The organism is Caloranaerobacter ferrireducens (genome assembly GCF_001730685.1).
Classification (GTDB): domain Bacteria; phylum Bacillota; class Clostridia; order Tissierellales; family Thermohalobacteraceae; genus Caloranaerobacter; species Caloranaerobacter ferrireducens.
Window position 1 is genome coordinate 291,864 of record NZ_MDJR01000002.1, and the last position, 16,440, is coordinate 308,303.

A 16,440-nucleotide genomic window follows, 5' to 3' on the forward strand; every position below is an offset into this window, starting at 1 on the left:
CATGCGAAAGAATTTAGAAAAAACTTAAGGCTCAAATTTTTAGAAAATCCTAACGCACCTAATCAAGACGTCCTGCCTTGTAGGATGTTGACTTAGCGTCCTGCTAAGCCTACGGATTTTCTCAAAAATTTTCACCTAGTTTTTTTAACTAAATTCTTTCAAGCATTTTGCTTTTATAATCCATAAGGAAATTATAATAAAATCTTATATTTTTATAAAAATAAATGTTGATTTCATTGAAACTTTGTATGGCATGCTTGCATACCAGAGTCGTTATAAACCTTATTAAATTGTGGGTAATTTAAAATGTAATTTCCGTAATGGATTTCAACAAAATCTTCCTTGATTTATTTAAATCGAAGATTTTGTTCTTTTTATAGACATTTAAAAATAAGTTTTTCTATAGTTTGAAAGGAGTAAAATTTACTCCTTTATTAATTTTTTTGATATATTTACAAGGGTTGATGAAAAAGGTAAGAGTAGTAATGTAGTTAATACATTAAAAAGTGTATGAGCATTTGCAATTTGTCTGGATGGATTATTTGGTGAAATTAGACTTACAAAATTATAAAGATAATTTATAAAATAGTAGAAGATAATAACTCCGCTTATGTTGAATATTATATGGACAAAAGCAGCTTGTTTGCCAGTGCGATTAGTTGCTAAGCTTCCTATTAGAGTATCTATACAGGTACCTATATTTTGGCCTAGTATAATAGGAATAGAAGTTCTGACTGAGATAATATGAGATGATGCCATAATTTGAAGGATAGCAATTCCAGTACTGCTACTGTGAATAATTGCTGTTATAAGGAATCCTGAGAATATACCTAAAACATCATTTGCACCAATATTTTCTATTAATAAAGAAAGTTTTTTTGTACTGTTTGTTGAAGCTATGCTGTTTGAAATAATATCTATACCTAGAAATATTAAAGAAATACCTATTAATAGTTTAGGTATTATTTTAGTTGGTTCTCTTTTGAAAAATGGTGTAATAATAATTCCAGCTAATAAAAGATATACTGCGTAATTTTTAATTTCTATTGCAATAATTTGTGCTGTTATAGTTGTACCAATATTTGCTCCCATAATAATAGGTACAGCATTATAAATGCTTATAAGATTACTGTGTACAAGACTAATGACTAATAAAGTTGTAGCACTACTGCTTTGAAGTAACCCAGTTACTATTACTCCTAGCAATACCCCAATTATTTTGTTATTTGTCAATTTGTATAGCTTAATCTTGAGCTTTTCTGAAACTATTTTTTCAAATGAAGTAGAAATTATTTTTATACCTAAAAGAAATAATAAGAGACCTCCAGAAATACTTAATAAAATCATCACATAATGCATTTCTTTAAATAACTTCATTTATTCCCTCCAATTAGATTACTAAAACGTTACTACAGTTAATATATATGTAGTATTAGATGGGTAAAGTATAAATTTTATTATTAAGATTTAGGGAGGGAATAGTTTGAAAATATTTTTGCTAGATAAAAATAAAGTAATAAAAATAATTCTTGTTATATTTTTAGTTACAAGTTCATTGGTTTATACAACTATTAATCAAGATGAAATTATTAGTGTATTTTCGGTAAAAAGAGAGCTACCTATTTATTCTGTTGATACTGATGAAATGAAAATAGCAATAAGTTTTGACGCTGCATGGGGCGATCAGTACACAAAGCAAATTCTGGATATTTTAGATAAGTATAATGTAAAAACGACATTTTTTCTTGTTGGATTTTGGGTTGACAGATATCCTGATATGGTTAAGGAAATAGCTAGAAGAGGACATGAGATAGGCAACCATTCTACCAATCATCCTCATATGACTAAACTGAGTCAAACTCAGATTATTGATGAATTAAAGAAAACAGAGGATAAAATAAAGAAAATTACAGGTCAAAGAACTATTCTTTTTAGACCACCATTTGGCGATTATAATGATAGACTTATCAGAACTTGTAGAGATAATGGGTATTATGTAATTCAATGGGATGTTGATTCTTTGGATTGGAAAGAGTTGGGAGTTGAACCAGTAGTAGATCGTGTTTTGAGAAATGTAAAGAAAGGTTCTATAGTATTGTTTCATAATAATGCTAAGTATGTTACTAAGTACCTACCGATCATATTAGAAAAACTTCAAGCTAGAGGATACAAAATAGTGCCGATTTCAGAATTAATCTATAAAGAGGATTATTATATAGATAATACTGGAAGACAAATGAAAAGAAAAAATTAATTTATGGTGGCATTACTGCCACCATATTGTTATTTTTGTAAAAATTTTTTTATGAGCATTATTTTTAAAACGTATTTTTATGATCTTCCTAAGTTAGAAAAGCGTTTTTCGAAATTCTCTTTAATTTTTTTTACTACATTTTTACCTGCTTTAGTGGTATCAATTCCCATTTCTTTTGCAATTTCTTCTTTGAAATTTTCGAAAGCTTTTCTTGCATTTTCAGAGATTTTATTGTTTTTCATATACATCACCTCAATATTATTTTATCCAAAGATTTTGTTCATTATTAATACAAATACTGGAATATAGAAGCTGCTATACATAAAAAGACTAACTAAAGCAAAATATAGAATATATATTTAACTTTTTTAAAGGAGAGTAACTTATGACAACTGATAAGATAAATATAAAAGATATAATAAGTGATTTGAAAGAAACTAAGGAAGGTAACTATAATTTCATTTATGAAAATGTGTTACTAATAGGAGTTACAGGAATGCAAAGTAAGACAACTATTAGTCTAATTGAACATATTTTAAAACACGCAGGGCTAAAAACAGGGGTAATTAGTTCAAATTGTATAAAGTTTTACGGTGAATCGATACATACTACTTTTAATGACCTAAAGGTTGAAATGCTTCAATATGTTTTGAACAAAATGATAAAAAAAGGAATTCAGACAGTTATTATGGAAGTTTCTTCTCATACATTAGATTCTAATAAAATGCATGATTTGAAATTTGATATTGCAGTACATACAAGTATTGAAAATGAGTATTCAGGTTGTTATAGAAATAGTGGAGATTTTTTGAAAATACAGAAAGAACTATTTCATGAACTTGATAAAGATAAAATAGCTATAATTAATATTGATGATAATAATGCATTGAAATTAATAGAAGGTAATAGTAAAGCTTTGATTGTTACATATGGTTTGAATAATAAAGCGAGTTTAACAGCTTCTAGCATTTCGATAAAGGATCATATTAATCTTGTCGTTTGTCTGCAAAGAAGTCTCACTACAATTCAAGGAGTAGATATAGATACATTAGAATTTCCTATTACTTTAAAACTTTTAGGAGAACATAATATTTATAGTGTTTTAGCATCAATAGCAGTAGCTTTATGTTTGAATATAAATGTTGAAATTATAAAAAAATCACTTATTTGGTTTAATGGTATAGAGTAAGATTAGTTATTGGTCGATAGTTGTTAGTATATTGGTTATAGAATCTCAACTAATTTTAAATTTTACATTTTAATATAGTACCCATACATAAACAAAAGTCTGATATACTATTTGAAAGAATAGTATATATTTTTTTTGGGGATTTTGAAGGATTTTTTTATTATTTGTCAAATATAATATAATGGATTTTAATCTTATAATTTTAGTTTTAGTTGTATCAAATTTTAATTACTTAAGAAAAAATATCGCACTAGTAAAAACAAAAATATTCATATTATTAATTCATAGTGAATATTATAGTTGTAGATTAGTCCAAAAAAACGTAAGATATAAAGGGGAGTGGGAAGCAAATGGTTGATAAGGTTATTCAAACTAATTCTGTAACAATAGTTGGAAAAATAGTTACTGAACTTGAATTTAGTCATCAAATGTATGGGGAAGGGTTTTATACATTCTATATTGAAGTTCCTAGATTAAGTGAAAATTCAGATGTATTGCCAGTTACTATTTCTGAAAGACTTTTTGTTGGCATAGACTTGAAGCCAGGTGTAGAACTTGTTATTGAAGGACAGTTAAGGTCTTATAATAGGTATTCAGAGGGAAGCAATAGACTTTTATTAACAGTTTTTGCAAGAGATATTTATTTACCTCATGATGAAGAAGAACTTTCAGAACTTAGACGTAAACCAAATGAAATTTTCTTAGATGGTTATATTTGCAAGCAGCCTGTATATAGAACTACACCATTTGGTAGAGAAATTACAGATTTACTTGTTGCAGTAAATAGACCTTATAACAAATCGGATTACATACCTTGTATTGCTTGGGGGAGAAATGCAAGGTTTTCTGAAAAATTAAGGGTTGGCGATCATATTAGGTTATGGGGAAGAATTCAAAGTAGAGAATACCAAAAGAAACTTCCAGATGGTGAAGTGTTGAATAAAGTTGCGTATGAAGTTTCTATATCGAAGATGGAGTATTTAAAAGATGAAAATAATAGGGAAGGCAAATTAAAAGTTGAATCTGTTTAGAATTGAAACAAGACCATTAAGGTCTTGTTTTTTGATATAATTAAGTATATGAAGAAAAGGAGGGATATTATGTATTTTAATGTAATAATAATTGCTATTTTTTTTATAATTTTAATCAGTATTCAATATACTCTCAACAAAATATTGTTAGAATTAAGGGGAATAAAAGAAATACTTACTAAATTTAATTTTAAAAGATAGTAGTCCGGTAGTGAGGGATAAAATATGAAAAAATTAATTAAAATACTAGAGAAAACGCTGGATTTTTATAATGGAAAGATGGATGAAGATTTGTTAGAGGATATGATTTTAAATTCATTAATATTACTTATTCTAGAAGAATTAAATGCTGAAAAATTCTTTTTAAAAGAGTCAGAAATTAAAAATATAAAAAATTGTGATATATATAAAATATTTAAAAGAGATATAACAAAGGAAATTATTAAAAGTGATTATGTGCTACCGATAGCTTATGAGTATATTATAAGTAGAAAAGAGAAAAAAGAGAAGTATGGTATTTATTATACTCCTGAATGGCTTGTTAATTATATGGTTGATAGGGCTATTACACAATATATAAAGCAAAGAGATAATGTAGATAACTTAAAAATTCTTGAGCCAGCATGTGGAAGTGGAATGTTTCTTTTATATATTTTTGATGTATTTTATAAGTGGTATAAGAAAAAATCTAATCTGTCGAGTTTAGAGATTATTAAAAGAATTATAGAAAATATTTTATATGGGATTGATATTGATGAAAAAGGCATATACTTATGTAAAATTAGTTTGCAAATTAAAATTTATAAGTTAATAGGTAAGAAAATAGATTTAAAATTCAATTTATATAATATTGATTTTCTAAAAAGTAATTATATTGATAATTATAAATTTAGTTGTGTTATAGGTAATCCACCTTATTTAGAAAATAGAAGAATAAATAAATACTATAATAAAGATTATTTAAAAAACAACTTTTTAACAGCAGTTGGACGGTTTGATATATATTCACTTTTCATAGAGAAGGCTATAAAAATGCTTTGTGATGATGGGGATTTAGCTTTTATAACCCCAGGTAATATATTATCTAATAACAATTTTACACCTATAAGAGAAATAATACTTGATAAAACTGAGATTAAGGAAATTGTCAATCTTGGAAGTAATATTTTTAATAAAGTAGATATGAATATGGCCATCATTTTTATTAAGAAAAGTCAGAAAAATTTGAAAAGAAATAAAATTCTTTGCAAAAATCTAAAAGATAGTTTTGATATAAAAAAAGATATATTTAAAAATGATTATAAAATAATAAGTCAAGCGTATTATTATAATAATCTTAATTATGTTTTTGATATTGAATCATCTAAAGAAACATTTGAACTAAGACAAAGAATTTATAGCACAAATCTTTATAAGATAAACGATTTATGTGAAATTGTTGCTGGAATTGCTACAGGAAATATAAGAAATAAGCTATTGACTTATGACGGTAATAAAAAAGGTGCTAGAAAAGTTTTAACAGGAAAAGATATTAAGCCATATTATTATAACTGGTCTGGACTTTATGTAATAACAGATAAATCAATAATTAATAAAGAAATGGGAGAATATGCTACATTTATGAGAGAAGAATTTGTGTTTAATCCTAAAATACTCATTAGACAAACGGCGGACAGATTCATATGTACATACGATGAACAAAAATATTATATTTTAAATACATTATATTCATTGATAGTAAGGGAACAATACAGGAAAGAGGTGTTTATAAAGTTTATATTAGCTTTATTAAATTCAAAGTTATATAGTTTTCTCTATAGGTCACTAGTAATGGAAGAAGGTAAATTATTTCCACAGCTAAAAATATTCCATATTCAACAAAGTCCTTTTATATTGGTTCCATTGTCTAAACAAGAAGAGTATGTTTTATTAATAGATAAGATAATTTCATTAAAAAAACAGTTATTTGAAAATACGCATAATGAGTATGACAAATATATGAAACAGATAGAAATTGAATATCTAGTTTATAAATTAGATAGATTAGTATATAACTTATTTAAATTATCAAATTCTGAAATTGAAGAAATAGAAAGAAAAATGGAGAAATCTCCATTAGTTTACAGCAAAAATGATTCAATTGATATAAAGAATGCATTGAAAGAATTAAGCCAATGTAATGATATAATAAAAATATCAAAAAAATTCAAGATACATCCTTTAGTTTTACTTAGCAGAAATTTTCTTTAAGAAATCCTTTTTGTATTTAGTATGTCTAATATATTCTTCTTCAGTAATAATTCCATTAATTTTCATTTTATCGAACATATTAATAAAATTAGTACAAAGTTCTGCAAGCTGTTTTTCGATATCATTAAATTTACTCTGATAATTCATGATATAGCCCCCATAATCAATTCAATTTAATCTGTTATTCATTATATTCAATGATTTTATTGGTTATCACTTAAATAGAACAAAATCTTCGATTCAAGTAAATTAAGGAAGATTTTGTCTATATCCATTACGGAAATTATATTCAAAATTATCTACAGTTTAATAAGGAATATAATTTCCTATGGATTATAAAAAAATAATTATGTGAATAATTTTATAAAATAATTCACTTACAATATTCTATCTTATTCTACAAAAAGTATCAAAATCCTTCTTGAAAATAAATTTTTTTCGTAAATTCAACTGATAATTTTTAAATAAAATAAAAATTTTATATATATGAGTTTAAAATATTGACAAAATTCAACATATAAATTAGAATAAGTTTTATTAAAACAAAAAAAGGGGTTGAGTTTCTTGGAGAAGGAATGGAAAGTTCTAATTTCTGAAGAAGAGATTAAAGCTAAAATTAAAGAACTAGGAAAGAAAATTAGTGATGACTATAAAGACAAGAAACTTTTAGTAATATCTTTGTTAAAAGGAAGTTTTATATTTACTGCTGATCTAGTTAGATGTATTGAAGTTCCTACTCGTATTGAATTTATGACTACGTCTAGTTATGGACATGGGAAAGAAACTTCAGGTAAAGTAGATATACTTAGTGATTTGAATATAGATATAGAAGGATATGATGTATTAATAGTTGATGATATAATGGATTCAGGACTTACAATGAAAGTTATTAAAGAACATTTACAGTCAAAGAATCCTAATTCTGTGAAGTCATGTGTTTTATTAGATAAACCTGAAAGAAGAAAAGCAGATATTACACCAGATTATATTGGTTTTACAATACCTGATGTTTTTGTTGTTGGATATGGTTTGAATTATGGGGATTATTATAGAAATGTGCCTCATGTATTTACTTTTGATAGCTAAAGGACAGTCATTAGACTGCCCTTTTTTTATCCTCTTAAATCTTCAAGTATTTTTACTTTATCAATAGTTTTTTCATCTTTTTCCTTAATAACTCTTGCAGGTATACCTGCTACTACTGTATTAGGAGGAACATCTTTTGTTACAACTGAACCAGCTGCTACTACTGCTCCTTTTCCTATTTTAACTCCCTCTAAAATTACTGCATTAGCACCTATTAAGACATCATCCTCAATAATTACTGGTGTTTTACTAGGTGGTTCAAGTACACCAGCTATTACAGCTCCTGCACCTACATGTACATTTTTACCTATTATTCCTCTTGCTCCTACAACAGCATTCATATCAATCATAGAATTTTCGCCGATTTCAGCACCTATATTGATTACTGCTCCCATCATAATTACAGCATTTTTTCCTATGTATACTTTATCTCTGATTATGGCTCCTGGCTCAATCCTTGCTTGAATGGTTTTAGTATCTAAAAGAGGAATTGCAGAATTACGTCTATCTGATTCAATGTGGTAATCTTGAATATATTCTTTATATTTTTCTAAAATAGGTAATATTTCTTCGTAATCGCAGAATACAATTCTGAAATTATCATCTCCAAAGTTTTTTAAGTTATTAAAATCAATTTTATTCATATCACCTTTCAAGAAAGCTTTTATAGGTGTAACTTTTTTTGCTTCTTTAATGAATTTAGCTATTTCGTAAGGATTTGTTAAATCAAATTTTGAAGTTTTTTCATTTGCGTTACTCATTAGTTTCCAATCCTTTCTATATATATTTTTAAGTTATTACTAAGTCATCCATAGAATAAAGTCCTTTATCTTTATTTACTATAAACTTTGCTGCTTTAATGGCTCCTATAGCAAAAATATTTTTTGACATTGCTGTATGTTTTATTTCTATTATTTCATCTAAACCAGCAAAAATTACAGAATGTTCTCCTACGATAGTACCTCCTCTTATTGCGTGAATTCCAATTTCATTTTTACTTCTTTTTTCTTTTTTTGTATATCTACCGAATACATATTCTTTAGAATTATTTAATTCTTCATTAATTTTGTTAGCTATCATATAAGCTGTTCCACTTGGAGCATCTACTTTATTATTATGATGTTTTTCTATAATTTCTATGTCAAAAGATTCTGCCAACACTCTAGCTGCTTCTTTGACAAGTTTAATTAGAACGTTTATACCTAAAGACATATTGGCAGAATAGAATATAGGTATTTTTTTAGATGATTTTTCTATATCTTTATAATCTTTATTAGAAAAACCAGTTGTTGCAATAACGATTGGCAGATTTTTTTCCACGCAATAGTCTAACAGTCCAGGAAGGTAGTAAGGATTTGAAAAATCAATTACTACATTAGCTTCTCCTTTGAATTCAAAAATATCTTTATAAACCGGATATTTGTTTTTATATTTATTTGGAGTTCTATCAATACCAGCTACTATCTCTAAATCGGGGTCATTTTCAATTTGTTTTGTAAGAACTTGCCCCATCTTACCATTACATCCATTAATGATTACTTTCATAAAAATTACCTCCTTGGAGATAGACCGTAGTTTTCCATTTCTTTGATTAGTTTTTGTAGATTATCTTCAGACATAGTAGTAAGTGGCAATCTTAATTCACCTACATCCATTCCTAAAAGATTCATTGCAGTTTTGACTGGTATTGGATTTGTTTCTATAAATAATGCATCTATTAGTCCTTTCATTTTTAGTTGAAGTTTTCTTGCATTATCAATATCTCCATTAAGGTAATACATAACCATATCATGAGTATCTTTAGGTAAAATGTTAGCTACTACAGAAATTACTCCTTTTCCTCCAAGGGATAGTAAAGGCACTACCATATCATCATTTCCTGAATAAATATAGAAATCTTCAGGACATAATCTAGCGATTTCTGCAACTTGACTTATGTTGCCACTGGCTTCTTTTACAGCTTTAATATTTGGATGTTTTGCAAGCTTAGCTAATGTATTAGGCTTAATGTTTAAGCCAGTTCTTCCAGGAACATTATATACTATAATAGGAATATTCACTTCATTAGCAATAGTTAAATAATGCTCGATTAAACCTTTTTGTGTAGTTTTATTGTAGTATGGAGTAACAATTAAAAGTCCATCTGCTCCAACTTTTTCAGCGTAAATGCTAAGTTCAATTGCATGTTTAGTATTGTTGCTGCCTGTACCGGCTATAACAGGTATTCTTTTATTAACTTTTTCAACTGTAAATTTTATTGTTTGTTTTTGTTCTTCATCAGTCATAGTTGAAGCTTCTCCTGTAGTACCACATATAATTATTGCATCTGTATGGTTATCAATATGCCATTCTATTAATTCTCCAAGTTTGTCAAAATCAATCTGTCCGTTTTTATAAGGTGTAACTAAAGCAACACCAGAGCCTGTGAATAAAGTCATAATATACCCCCTTAAATATTAATTTAAATTTTTAATTCAAACCTTAAAGTTGATTGATAAGTAATTCTGCGATTTGTACTGTGTTTGTAGCTGCTCCTTTTCTAATATTGTCAGCAACTACCCACAAGTTAATACCGTTTTCAACACTAAAGTCTCTTCTTATTCTACCTACATATACTTCATCTGTTCCCTCAGCATTTATAGGCATAGGATAAACATTGTTTTTTACATCATCTTGTACAATTACCCCATTTGCACTTCTAAGTATTTCATAAATTTCATCTAACTTAAAAGAGTTTTCGAATTCTAAATTAACTGATACACTGTGCCCATATCTTACTGGTATTCTTACAGTAGTAGCTGTAATTTTTAAGTTGTAATCATTTAATATTTTTTTAGTTTCTTCTATCATTTTCATTTCTTCTTTAGTATAACCATTTTCTAAAAATACATCGATATGTGGTAAGCAGTTAAATGCAATAGGGTGAGGATATTTTTTAGGTTCTGAACCTTTAAGTCCCATATCCAAATCTTTAATTCCACCTAAGCCAGATCCTGAAACTGCTTGATAAGTAGAATATATAATTCTTTTTATTTTAAAAGCATCATGTAGTGGTTTTAGTGGTACTACACATTGTATAGTTGAACAATTTGGATTAGCAATAATTCCTTGATGCCAATTAATATCTTGAGGATTTACTTCAGGTACTATTAGAGGAACTTCTTTGTGCATTCTCCAAGCACTACTATTATCTACTACGATAACCCCTTTTTCTTTAGCTATAGGTGCAAATTTTTTACTAACTTCACTACCTGCAGAAAACAATGCTATATCTATATCGGCATTGAAAGAATCTTCTGTTAGTTCTTGTACAGTGTATTCTTTGACTCTAAATTTAAGTTTTGTACCTTTGGATTTAGATGAAGCAAATAAGTAAAGATCTTTTACTGGAAAATTCCTTTCTTCTAATATTTTAATAAAGGTTCTTCCAACCATGCCTGTCGCGCCTACTATGGCAATGTTAAACTTTTTCATAATAATCACCTCTAAAATAGATTTACTAAATAATAATGTAGAAAGCAAAAAGTGTTATTATTATTATAATATTATTTTATAACAGATTAAGTGCTTAATAAATAGAACTATTTGAATTGAATGAATAAAAAATATAAAATGGTTATAGAAATGTAGTATGTGGAGGGATAAGATGTCAAATAAATTGAATGCAATTGGTGAAGAAATGAAAGTGATAAGGAGGGAATTACACAAAATACCAGAGATTGGACTTAATGAGCATAAAACATCTAATTATATAATAGAAAAACTTAAGAAATATGGATTTAACATTGAAAGAGCTGCTAAAACTGGTATAGTAGCTTATAAAAAAGGGAGAACCTTAAAAAAAGCAATAGCATTTAGAGCAGATATGGATGGGCTCAGAGTTAATGAACAAACAGGTGTGAGTTATTCTTCAAATGAAAATGGAATGATGCATGCTTGTGGTCATGATGGTCATATGGCAATTTTGTTGGGGTTAGCAAGTTATTTATCGGATCTTGAGCTTGATAGAGATATAATACTTTTATTTCAACCAGCTGAAGAAGGACCAGGAGGAGCTGAAATAATTGTAAAAGAAGGTATTTTAGAAAAATACAATGTAGAATATATTTTTGGGCTTCATATATTACCTGATTTAGAGCAAGGCAAAATAGGAATAACGCCAGGACCAATGATGGCACAAACTGGAGAGTTTGATATTAAAATTACATCTAAGGGTGGGCATGGAGCAATGCCACATACAGCTATAGACAGTATATATGTTGCATCTCAATTGGTAAATAGCTATCAAAGTATAATTAGTAGGAATATTGAACCTATTGAAGGATGTGTGTTAACGATAGGTAAAATTGAAGGAGGAAAAGCGAGAAATATTATTGCTGATAATGTTAGATTAGAAGGTACAATAAGAGCATTTAATACAGAGGTATATAGAAAAATTAAAGAAAGAATGGTAGAAATTAATTTTGGATTAGAAAAAATGTTTAATGTTAATATTCATATGGAAATAAGGGATATGTATCCGCCAGTCGTAAATGATTATAAACTATTCGAGATTTTTAAGGATATGTTCAAAGACACTATTAAAATAATTAAACCTATGATGATTTCTGAGGATTTTTCATATTATCAAAGAGAAATATCAGGTCTTTTCTTTATGTTGGGTTCAAGAAATGAAGAAAAAGGATTCATACATCCTTTACACAGTTGTTATTTTAATTTTGATGAGGAGATTTTAAAAATAGGATTAGACATCTTTTTGAAAATCTGCAAATATTTTGGTGTTATAAGTGAGTATTAATATTAAGGGGGTCAATTAATTGAATAATGAATTGAATGTTGAATCAAAACTGACTATTTTAGGAACTAACATATTCTATTTGTTAGTAGGAATAATTTTACTTGCAATAGGTTCATTAGTACAGAGCTGGGATATTTATAAAGGATTAATAATTACAGAATATATTATTATTTTATTGCCTGTATTGATATATTTAAAAATTAAAGGACAATCGTTAAAGGAAGTACTTAGACTTAACAAACTTTCTTTAAAACAGATACTGTTAATACCTATAATAGTAATTTTATCATATCCGATTGGTGCATTTTTGAATTTGATTGCTATGATTTTTTTGAGTTTTTTTGGAGAAATTAAACCTCCACCTATACCAATTCCGAATAATGAAATAGAATTGCTGAAAGGTTTTTTTGTTGTAGCATTATCAGCTGGTATTTGTGAAGAAGTGATGTTTAGAGGATTAATAATGAAAGGATATGAAAATTTAGGAAAGTGGAAAGCTATTATTTTTTCCGCTGTTTTATTTGGATTTTTTCATTTTAATATCCAGAATTTATTAGGGCCGATTTTTTTAGGTTTATTATTTGGATATATAGTTTATAAAACAGATTCACTTTTTGCATCTATGTTGGCTCATTTTACAAATAATGCTTTCGCTTTATTTTTAGGTTTTATTGTAAATAAATTTAATACAGGTAATAATGCGCCAAACAATGTATCTTTGGATATGTCGTATACTAAAACTTTAATTTATGGGGCAATTTTTCTTGGAGCTATTTCATTAGTTACTGGAACTATAGTTGTTATGCTTCTTAAAAAAATGCCTGGTTCAGATGAATATATAAGTTTTTATAGGAAAGATAATAAGAAAAGTATGTTAACTTTTGTTGAGAGCATACCTTTAATTATAATTTTAATAATATTTATTGTAATTAATGTTTTGAATTTTAAGGTTTAAAGGTTTACTAAAAATGAATACAAAAAAATTTAAGGACCTACTTGGGGGGAGTAGGTCCTTATTTAATAAAAATTTATATAAAAGGGGGAGTGGGAAAGTAGTACTTTTTCCGACAACGACAAGTTTAACATTTTTATATATATAAATCAAGAGAAAATATTAAAGTTCTAATTTTCAAAAAATTCACCCAAATATATTTAGAATATTATTCAAAAATATCCACATAATAGACACTGAGGAGGGGTTACGATGAATAAAAAAACGAAAAAGAAGAAAAAAGTAGAAACTTTAGAGGATAAATTAAAATATGAAATAGCTAAAGAATTAGGTCTATTAGAGAAAATAAAGAAAGTTGGTTGGGCGGGGTTAACAGCGAAGGAAACAGGTAGGATAGGTGGAATGATTACAGTAAAAAAGAAATCTATGAAACGTAAGCTAGAAAAGCAGAAAGAATTGTAATACAATATACCTATGACTGAAAGGGGGATATGTATGCATAGCTATAAAGATTTCGCATATTTGTATGATAAGTTGATGGATGATGTTGATTATAAAAAATGGTTTGAGTATATATTGAGAATATTAAGAAAACTAGAAATTGCTCCTAAAAAGGTTCTTGAACTTGCTTGTGGAACAGGGAACTTTACTAGATATTTATGTGATAGTGGTTATGATGTTACTTGTTTTGACTTATCAGAAGATATGCTTTCTGTAGCATATGACAAGCTTAATATGTATAGAAATGTAACAATTTTAAAACAGGATATGCGTTCATTTAATTTCAATAAAAAGTTTAATATGGTTATTAGTGTTTGTGACGGTATTAATTATATTACTTCATATGAAGATTTAGTAAATGTTTTTAAAAGAGTTAATTTACATCTTGAAGAAAAAGGGGTTTTTATTTTTGATATAAGTTCTTATTATAAACTTCATGAAATAATAGGTAATAATACTTTTGTTGAAGAAAAAAATGATATTTTTTATGTATGGGAAAACTATTTTGATGAGCATAATAATATATGTGAATTATATCTTACTTTTTTTGTAAAGCGAGGTGATAAATATATTAGATTTGATGAGAGTCATATTCAAAAAGCATATTCGGTAGATGAAATAGTGAATGCATTAAGAGAAGCTGGTTTTAGAGATATTGATTATTATGGTAGCTTTACATTTGATAGACCTAATGATGAAAGTGAGAGAATACATTTTGTTGCTAGTAAATAATTTTGGAGAAATTTATCAAAATCAAACGATTTTATTTGACAATGCAATATCTTTGTGTTAAAATTAGTATGATGTTGAAATACATACAACATCTGTAATTCATTTTGTATTGGAGGAATGTTTTTAATGGAAAAAGGTACAGTTAAATGGTTCAATTCAACTAAGGGCTATGGATTCATCACAAGAGACAATGGTGGGGATGTATTCGTACATTACTCAGCTATCAACACTGATGGATTCAAAACTCTTGAAGAAGGACAAAAAGTTGAATTTGAGGTAGTACAAGGAGAAAAAGGACCTCAAGCTACTAATGTTACTAAACTATAAGGTTTCCTAACATTGTAGCAGTTAAGCCCCTGATTAGGGGCTTTTTATAATCCATAGAAAATTATAAACCTTAATTTAATTATTTAATTTAAATATAATTTTCGTAATGGATTTCAACAAAATCTTCTTTAATTTATTCAAATCCAAGATTTTGTTCATTGACATTTGTTAATTAGTAAAATTAATATATAAAATGAAATCTATACAATTAGATTTCTATTATTTAAAAAAGATTGATAGATTTAAAATAGAACTGGAAAGGGATGAAGTTCTATGAAAGATTATATTATAAGGGCTATTGATAAAGAAGGAAGTATAAGAGTTTTTATAGCGACAACTACAAATATTGTTGAAAATGCAAGACAAATACATAAAACTGCACCAACAGCAACAGCTGCTTTAGGTAGAGTTTTAACTGCTGCTTCAATAATGGGGGTTATGCTTAAAGGAGATAAAGATAAAGTATCACTTCATATAAAAGGGAATGGACCTATAAAATCTATTCTAGCAGTAGCAAATAGTAAAGGAGAAGTTAAAGGTTATATTAGTAATCCTGATGTGGATATGCCGTTAAGAGAGGATGGCAAACTTAATGTAGGTATGGCTGTTGGTAGAGAAGGAAAGATTATAGTGATCAAAGACTTAGGACTAAGAGAACCTTATATAGGTCAGTCTAGTCTTGTAACTGGTGAAATTGCAGAAGATCTAACACATTATTTTGCATATTCAGAACAGCAGCCTTCTGCAGTAGCATTAGGTGTTCTTGTTGACAGAGACTTAAGTGTAAAATCTTCTGGAGGATTTATTTTACAAGTATTGCCTGGTGCATCAGAGGAGGTTATTACAAAATTAGAATATAAATTAAATAATATTGAACCAATATCAAGATTAATAGATAGAGGTTATACACCAGAAGATATTTTAGATCATATTTTTGGCGAATTTGAAATGGAAATTTTAGAAAAAAAAGATATTAACCTTATTTGTGACTGTTCGAGAGAAAGATTAGAAGAAGCTCTTGTTAGTGTTGGAAAAGAAGAATTAGAAAAAATAATTAAAGAAGATGGTAAAGCAGAGTTAGTTTGTCATTTCTGCAATACAAAGTATCATTTTGACAAGCAAGATTTAGAGAGATTATTAAAGGAAGCAGGAAAAAGTAATATATAATTTAAACTAATTAAACATTAAAATTATAAAAAACTATTGACTTTAGAAAAGAAATATTGTATACTAACTCATGTCGCTAAGGAAATACCCACTAGCATAGTTTGTAACTTGGTATTCTCAGGATGCCCAGATAGCTCAGTCGGTAGAGCAGGG

At 27.5% G+C, this 16,440-nt stretch carries 18 protein-coding genes; 11 read left to right on the forward strand and 7 right to left on the reverse strand.

The window, feature by feature from the left end; all coding sequences use genetic code 11:
• Positions 1–423: 423 nt before the first annotated feature.
• A complete protein-coding gene (locus BFN48_RS05980; protein WP_207644701.1) occupies positions 424–1,377 on the reverse strand; it encodes a Na/Pi cotransporter family protein in 954 nt (317 codons plus the stop codon).
• 106 nt (positions 1,378–1,483) lie between these two features.
• Between BFN48_RS05980 and pdaB the strand changes: the two genes are divergently transcribed.
• A complete protein-coding gene (pdaB, locus tag BFN48_RS05985; protein WP_069649989.1) occupies positions 1,484–2,254 on the forward strand; it encodes a polysaccharide deacetylase family sporulation protein PdaB in 771 nt (256 codons plus the stop codon).
• A gap of 77 nt (positions 2,255–2,331) precedes the next feature.
• On the opposite strand, the gene BFN48_RS12110 is transcribed toward pdaB, so the two are convergent.
• A complete protein-coding gene (locus tag BFN48_RS12110; protein WP_176718835.1) occupies positions 2,332–2,496 on the reverse strand; it encodes a small, acid-soluble spore protein, alpha/beta type in 165 nt (54 codons plus the stop codon).
• 143 nt (positions 2,497–2,639) lie between these two features.
• Between BFN48_RS12110 and BFN48_RS05990 the strand changes: the two genes are divergently transcribed.
• The 3 genes from BFN48_RS05990 (at position 2,640) to BFN48_RS06000 (ending at position 6,724) form a co-directional block, all read left to right on the forward strand.
• Positions 2,640–3,443: a Mur ligase family protein gene (locus BFN48_RS05990; protein WP_069649990.1), complete on the forward strand. Its 804-nt coding sequence runs from the start codon at positions 2,640–2,642 to the stop codon at positions 3,441–3,443.
• A gap of 350 nt (positions 3,444–3,793) precedes the next feature.
• Complete coding sequence (locus BFN48_RS05995) at positions 3,794–4,474, forward strand: single-stranded DNA-binding protein (protein ID WP_069649991.1); 681 nt, start codon at positions 3,794–3,796, stop codon at positions 4,472–4,474.
• Positions 4,475–4,699: 225 nt separating this feature from the next.
• Positions 4,700–6,724, forward strand: a complete 2,025-nt coding sequence (locus BFN48_RS06000) for an N-6 DNA methylase family protein (RefSeq protein ID WP_069649992.1) — start codon at positions 4,700–4,702, stop codon at positions 6,722–6,724.
• Here BFN48_RS06000 and BFN48_RS12430 read toward each other — a convergent pair.
• Positions 6,701–6,871, reverse strand: a complete 171-nt coding sequence (locus BFN48_RS12430) for a hypothetical protein (RefSeq protein ID WP_176718836.1) — start codon at positions 6,869–6,871, stop codon at positions 6,701–6,703. The genes BFN48_RS06000 and BFN48_RS12430 overlap by 24 nt on opposite strands.
• Before the next feature lie 417 nt (positions 6,872–7,288).
• Between BFN48_RS12430 and hpt the strand changes: the two genes are divergently transcribed.
• Positions 7,289–7,810, forward strand: a complete 522-nt coding sequence (gene hpt, locus BFN48_RS06005; RefSeq protein WP_069649993.1) for a hypoxanthine phosphoribosyltransferase — start codon at positions 7,289–7,291, stop codon at positions 7,808–7,810.
• A gap of 26 nt (positions 7,811–7,836) precedes the next feature.
• Here the strand turns inward: hpt and dapD are convergent, their stop codons facing one another.
• Genes dapD through BFN48_RS06025 form a run of 4 tightly spaced genes read right to left on the reverse strand, consistent with a single transcriptional unit; the run spans position 7,837 to position 11,284 of the window.
• Positions 7,837–8,571: a 2,3,4,5-tetrahydropyridine-2,6-dicarboxylate N-acetyltransferase gene (gene dapD / locus BFN48_RS06010; protein WP_069649994.1), complete on the reverse strand. Its 735-nt coding sequence runs from the start codon at positions 8,569–8,571 to the stop codon at positions 7,837–7,839.
• Between the two features lie 28 nt (positions 8,572–8,599).
• A complete protein-coding gene (gene dapB / locus BFN48_RS06015; protein ID WP_069649995.1) occupies positions 8,600–9,355 on the reverse strand; it encodes a 4-hydroxy-tetrahydrodipicolinate reductase in 756 nt (251 codons plus the stop codon).
• A gap of 5 nt (positions 9,356–9,360) precedes the next feature.
• Positions 9,361–10,248, reverse strand: coding sequence for a 4-hydroxy-tetrahydrodipicolinate synthase (gene dapA / locus BFN48_RS06020; RefSeq protein WP_069649996.1), 888 nt, complete (start codon positions 10,246–10,248; stop codon positions 9,361–9,363).
• A 43-nt stretch (positions 10,249–10,291) separates the two neighbouring features.
• Positions 10,292–11,284, reverse strand: a complete 993-nt coding sequence (locus BFN48_RS06025; RefSeq protein ID WP_069649997.1) for an aspartate-semialdehyde dehydrogenase — start codon at positions 11,282–11,284, stop codon at positions 10,292–10,294.
• Positions 11,285–11,456: 172 nt separating this feature from the next.
• Here BFN48_RS06025 and BFN48_RS06030 point away from each other — a divergent pair, with 172 nt between their 5' ends.
• The 6 genes from BFN48_RS06030 to hslO all read left to right on the forward strand — a co-directional run bounded on the left by BFN48_RS06030 (position 11,457) and on the right by hslO (position 16,287).
• On the forward strand, positions 11,457–12,608 hold the full coding sequence (locus tag BFN48_RS06030; protein ID WP_069649998.1) for a M20 metallopeptidase family protein: 1,152 nt from the start codon (positions 11,457–11,459) through the stop codon (positions 12,606–12,608).
• 19 nt (positions 12,609–12,627) lie between these two features.
• The gene (locus BFN48_RS06035; protein WP_083238829.1) at positions 12,628–13,563 is read left to right on the forward strand and encodes a type II CAAX endopeptidase family protein; all 936 of its coding nucleotides are present in this window, start codon (positions 12,628–12,630) and stop codon (positions 13,561–13,563) included.
• 249 nt (positions 13,564–13,812) lie between these two features.
• Complete coding sequence (locus BFN48_RS06040; RefSeq protein WP_069649999.1) at positions 13,813–14,022, forward strand: alpha/beta-type small acid-soluble spore protein; 210 nt, start codon at positions 13,813–13,815, stop codon at positions 14,020–14,022.
• Positions 14,023–14,055: 33 nt separating this feature from the next.
• Positions 14,056–14,793, forward strand: a complete 738-nt coding sequence (locus tag BFN48_RS06045; protein WP_069650000.1) for a class I SAM-dependent DNA methyltransferase — start codon at positions 14,056–14,058, stop codon at positions 14,791–14,793.
• Between the two features lie 126 nt (positions 14,794–14,919).
• Positions 14,920–15,120, forward strand: coding sequence for a cold-shock protein (locus BFN48_RS06050; protein WP_035164535.1), 201 nt, complete (start codon positions 14,920–14,922; stop codon positions 15,118–15,120).
• A 273-nt stretch (positions 15,121–15,393) separates the two neighbouring features.
• A complete protein-coding gene (gene hslO / locus BFN48_RS06055) occupies positions 15,394–16,287 on the forward strand; it encodes an Hsp33 family molecular chaperone HslO (RefSeq protein WP_069650001.1) in 894 nt (297 codons plus the stop codon).
• The last annotated feature ends 153 nt before the right edge of the window (positions 16,288–16,440 follow it).

Bases quoted from the DNA above. Each gene is read 5' to 3' on its own strand.
- BFN48_RS06030 (WP_069649998.1), top strand. From the start codon at position 11,457: ATGTCAAATAAATTGAATGCAATTGGTGAAGAAATGAAAGTGATAAGG.
- BFN48_RS05990 (WP_069649990.1), top strand. From the start codon at position 2,640: ATGACAACTGATAAGATAAATATAAAAGATATAATAAGTGATTTGAAA.
- hslO (WP_069650001.1), top strand. From the start codon at position 15,394: ATGAAAGATTATATTATAAGGGCTATTGATAAAGAAGGAAGTATAAGA.
- dapA (WP_069649996.1), bottom strand. From the start codon at position 10,248: ATGACTTTATTCACAGGCTCTGGTGTTGCTTTAGTTACACCTTATAAA.
- BFN48_RS12110 (WP_176718835.1), bottom strand. From the start codon at position 2,496: ATGAAAAACAATAAAATCTCTGAAAATGCAAGAAAAGCTTTCGAAAAT.
- BFN48_RS05980 (WP_207644701.1), bottom strand. From the start codon at position 1,377: ATGAAGTTATTTAAAGAAATGCATTATGTGATGATTTTATTAAGTATT.
- BFN48_RS06040 (WP_069649999.1), top strand. From the start codon at position 13,813: ATGAATAAAAAAACGAAAAAGAAGAAAAAAGTAGAAACTTTAGAGGAT.
- BFN48_RS06045 (WP_069650000.1), top strand. From the start codon at position 14,056: ATGCATAGCTATAAAGATTTCGCATATTTGTATGATAAGTTGATGGAT.
- dapB (WP_069649995.1), bottom strand. From the start codon at position 9,355: ATGAAAGTAATCATTAATGGATGTAATGGTAAGATGGGGCAAGTTCTT.
- BFN48_RS06025 (WP_069649997.1), bottom strand. From the start codon at position 11,284: ATGAAAAAGTTTAACATTGCCATAGTAGGCGCGACAGGCATGGTTGGA.
- BFN48_RS12430 (WP_176718836.1), bottom strand. From the start codon at position 6,871: ATGAATTATCAGAGTAAATTTAATGATATCGAAAAACAGCTTGCAGAA.
- dapD (WP_069649994.1), bottom strand. From the start codon at position 8,571: ATGAGTAACGCAAATGAAAAAACTTCAAAATTTGATTTAACAAATCCT.
- BFN48_RS05995 (WP_069649991.1), top strand. From the start codon at position 3,794: ATGGTTGATAAGGTTATTCAAACTAATTCTGTAACAATAGTTGGAAAA.
- BFN48_RS06050 (WP_035164535.1), top strand. From the start codon at position 14,920: ATGGAAAAAGGTACAGTTAAATGGTTCAATTCAACTAAGGGCTATGGA.
- BFN48_RS06000 (WP_069649992.1), top strand. From the start codon at position 4,700: ATGAAAAAATTAATTAAAATACTAGAGAAAACGCTGGATTTTTATAAT.